This is a genomic window from Microbacterium sp. BF1 (assembly GCF_019279095.1).
Lineage (GTDB): Bacteria > Actinomycetota > Actinomycetes > Actinomycetales > Microbacteriaceae > Microbacterium > Microbacterium maritypicum.
Window position 1 is genome coordinate 1 of sequence record NZ_JAGYWT010000326.1, and the last position, 2,811, is coordinate 2,811.

The window sequence follows — 2,811 nt, forward strand, 5'->3', positions numbered from 1 at the left end:
CTACCACCGCCGGAGGCGCCAACTCCGCCTGGGCCGTTTGACGCCCATCGAGTTCGAGACCATCATGAACACGACCGCCGCACTGGCGGCGTGACTACAACCTGTCACCTATTCGTGCAGCAGTCCCTAGTGCCGCCCAAGGCCGGTTCAGAGCGTGAGGTGTTCGTGCCTGCCGAGCTGATCGACATGCTGCGAGGTGTGCGGGAGTGGACCCCTGACACGTTCGTGTTCCGTTCGGTCATGGGGCACCTGTACAACCGCAATAGCGCGGGGGAGGAATGGCGGCGGATCCGGTCAGCGGTCGGCTTCGATGATGAGGTCACCCCGCACACGTTCCGCCACACGTTCGCGTCCAACCTGATCGCGTCCGGCTGTGACGTGGTGACGGTACAGCGGGCGTTGGGACACTCTCAGCCGTCCATCACGCTCAACGTCTACAGCCACCTGTGGGCGTCAGCGGAGGACAAGACGCGGGCGGCGACGGCCACATTCATGGGTGAGGTTCTAGCTAGTGCGGACCCTGTGCGGACTCCGATCTAAAAACCCCTGTTCAGAAGGGGTGCTTACCGGTAGTTGATGAACTGCAGGTCCAGGTCGAGGTCGGCGCCCTTGAGCAGCGCGATGACCGACTGCAGGTCGTCGCGGCTCTTGGACTGCACGCGCAGCTCGTCGCCCTGGATCTGGCTCTTCACGCCCTTGGGGCCCTCGTCGCGGATGATCTTGTTGATCTTCTTCGCGTTCTCCGAGGAGATGCCGTCCTTGAGCGTCGAGACGATGCGGAACTCCTTGCCGCTGGCGAACGGGTCGCCCGACTCGAGGCTCTTCAGCGAGATGCCACGCTTGATGAGCTTGGACTGGAACACGTCGAGCACGGCCTTGGCCCGCTCCTCGGTGTTCGCGATGATCAGGATGCTCTCGCCGCTCCAGGCGATCGACGCACCCGTGCCCTTGAAGTCGTAGCGCTGCTCGATCTCCTTGCGGGCCTGGTTCAGGGCGTTCTCCGCCTCCTGGTGGTCGACCTTCGAGACGATGTCAAATGAGCTGTCAGCCATGGTTTCATCCTACTCAGGGGCTCAGGGCGTACACGTTGTCGGAGATCCGGGTGGCTCCGTCCGGCGTGGGGTGGTCGTCGGGGACCAGCACGAAGTGACCGGCCGGGCCGCTCATCTCCACGGGGCCGCGTTCGCCGCCACACGCCATGGTTCCCGCGGTCTCGTCCCGGTAGGCGAGCACGCAGACCGTTCCCTGGTCGACCCCGCGCAGCACCCACAGCGAGGTGCCGGAATGCTCGCCGACGAACCGCGCAGACGAGAGCTCGGCGCCGTCGCCGGAGACCTGCTCGATGAACGCGTCCGGCAACGCGTCCGCGGGTTCGACATCGCGCTCCAGCACCGCGTAGTCCGTGGTGAACGCGGTGCACCCGCTCAGTGCGGCCGCCGACAGCGCCAGCACGAGACCTGTCGTCATCCGGGCGATGCGGTGCGAACCGTGAGTCATTCCGGCAGTCTACGGGTCTCGCTTCCCCGTCTCATGGAAGCGTTTTCACATCCCAGCAGCGCTCCGTTCTCTATCACGGGTTGATATCAACGCCTTCTCTCATTGCAAACGCCGCTGATTTCGATGCATACTGTAAGCGCTTGCAGTCCTTGCAGGTGATCAGCACTGAGAGAGGCACACACCAATGAAGGTGAACAAGAGGGGCATCGTCGCCGCGGGCGCGATCGCCATCGTTTCGACTCTGACGCTTGCTGGCTGCTCCACGGGGACCAGCAGCGACGACACCTCCGGCTCCGACGACGGCGGGAAGCTGGTCGTGTGGGTCGACGCCGAGCGCGTCGACGCACTGCAGGGCGCTGCAGACGCCTACCAGGAGAAGACCGGCGTCAAGGTCGAGCTCACGGGCAAGTCGGTCGACGACATGAAGGACGACTTCATCCAGCAGGTTCCGACCGGCAAGGGCCCCGACATCGTCATGGGCGCGCACGACTGGCTGGGCGAGTTCTCCACGAACGGCGTCGTCGCACCCATCGAGCTCGGCGACAGCTCCGAGGACTACCTCCCGGTCGCGCTCCAGGCCGCCACGTATGACGGCACCGTCTACATGCTCCCGTACGCCGTCGAGAACATCGCGGTGCTGCGCAACGCCGACCTGGTTCCGGCCGCCGCGACCAGCTTCGACGACATGCTCTCGAAGGGCACCTTCGTCGTCGAGCAGGGTACCGAGGGCAACCCGTACCACCTCTACCCGTTCCAGACGGCGTTCGGCGCCCCGGTGTTCGGCACTGACGACACGGGCAGCTACGACTCCACCGACCTCCAGCTCGGCAGCGAGGGCGGCTTCGCGTTCGCGGACTGGCTGGGCGCACAGGGCGCTGCGGGTGTTCTGAACACCGACGTCGACGGCGAGATCGCCAAGCAGCAGTTCCTCGACGGCACCGCGGCCTTCTGGCTCACCGGTCCGTGGAACGTGGGCGCGGCAACCGACGCGGGCATCAACGTCGCGATCGACCCGATCCCGAGCCCGACCGGTGAGACCGCTTCGCCGTTCGCCGGCGTGAAGGGCTTCTTCGTGAGCTCGGAGTCGAAGAACAAGGTCGCCGCGAACGACTTCCTCGTCAACTACATCGGCACCGAAGATGTGCAGCTCGACCTGTTCAAGGCCGGCAACATCCTCCCCGCCCTGTAGTGCGTCGCGATGCCATCGCGCCGGAGGGACGGCGCGGGGTCGTTATCGTGTTGCCGCCCCGACGCAGAAAGGCCCGCCTCCCCCAGTTTCCTGGGAGAGGCGGGCCTCATTCCTGTGTGACAGCG

General features: G+C 65.4%; 4 protein-coding genes. 2 read left to right on the top strand and 2 right to left on the bottom strand.

The genetic code is table 11. From position 1 onward, the window contains the following. Positions 1–129 precede the first annotated feature (129 nt). Positions 130–540: a tyrosine-type recombinase/integrase gene (locus KZA10_RS11420; RefSeq protein ID WP_308289655.1), complete on the top strand. Its 411-nt coding sequence runs from the start codon at positions 130–132 to the stop codon at positions 538–540. Between the two features lie 23 nt (positions 541–563). Here KZA10_RS11420 and KZA10_RS11425 read toward each other — a convergent pair whose 3' ends face one another. Beyond that, a complete protein-coding gene (locus tag KZA10_RS11425; RefSeq protein WP_017829222.1) occupies positions 564–1,052 on the bottom strand; it encodes a YajQ family cyclic di-GMP-binding protein in 489 nt (162 codons plus the stop codon). Between the two features lie 13 nt (positions 1,053–1,065). After that, positions 1,066–1,497 (bottom strand): hypothetical protein, encoded by a 432-nt coding sequence (locus tag KZA10_RS11430; RefSeq protein ID WP_218682942.1) that lies wholly within the window; start codon positions 1,495–1,497, stop codon positions 1,066–1,068. Positions 1,498–1,681: 184 nt separating this feature from the next. Between KZA10_RS11430 and KZA10_RS11435 the strand changes: the two genes are divergently transcribed. Next, positions 1,682–2,686 (top strand): extracellular solute-binding protein, encoded by a 1,005-nt coding sequence (locus KZA10_RS11435; RefSeq protein ID WP_256934758.1) that lies wholly within the window; start codon positions 1,682–1,684, stop codon positions 2,684–2,686. Positions 2,687–2,811: the final 125 nt, after the last annotated feature.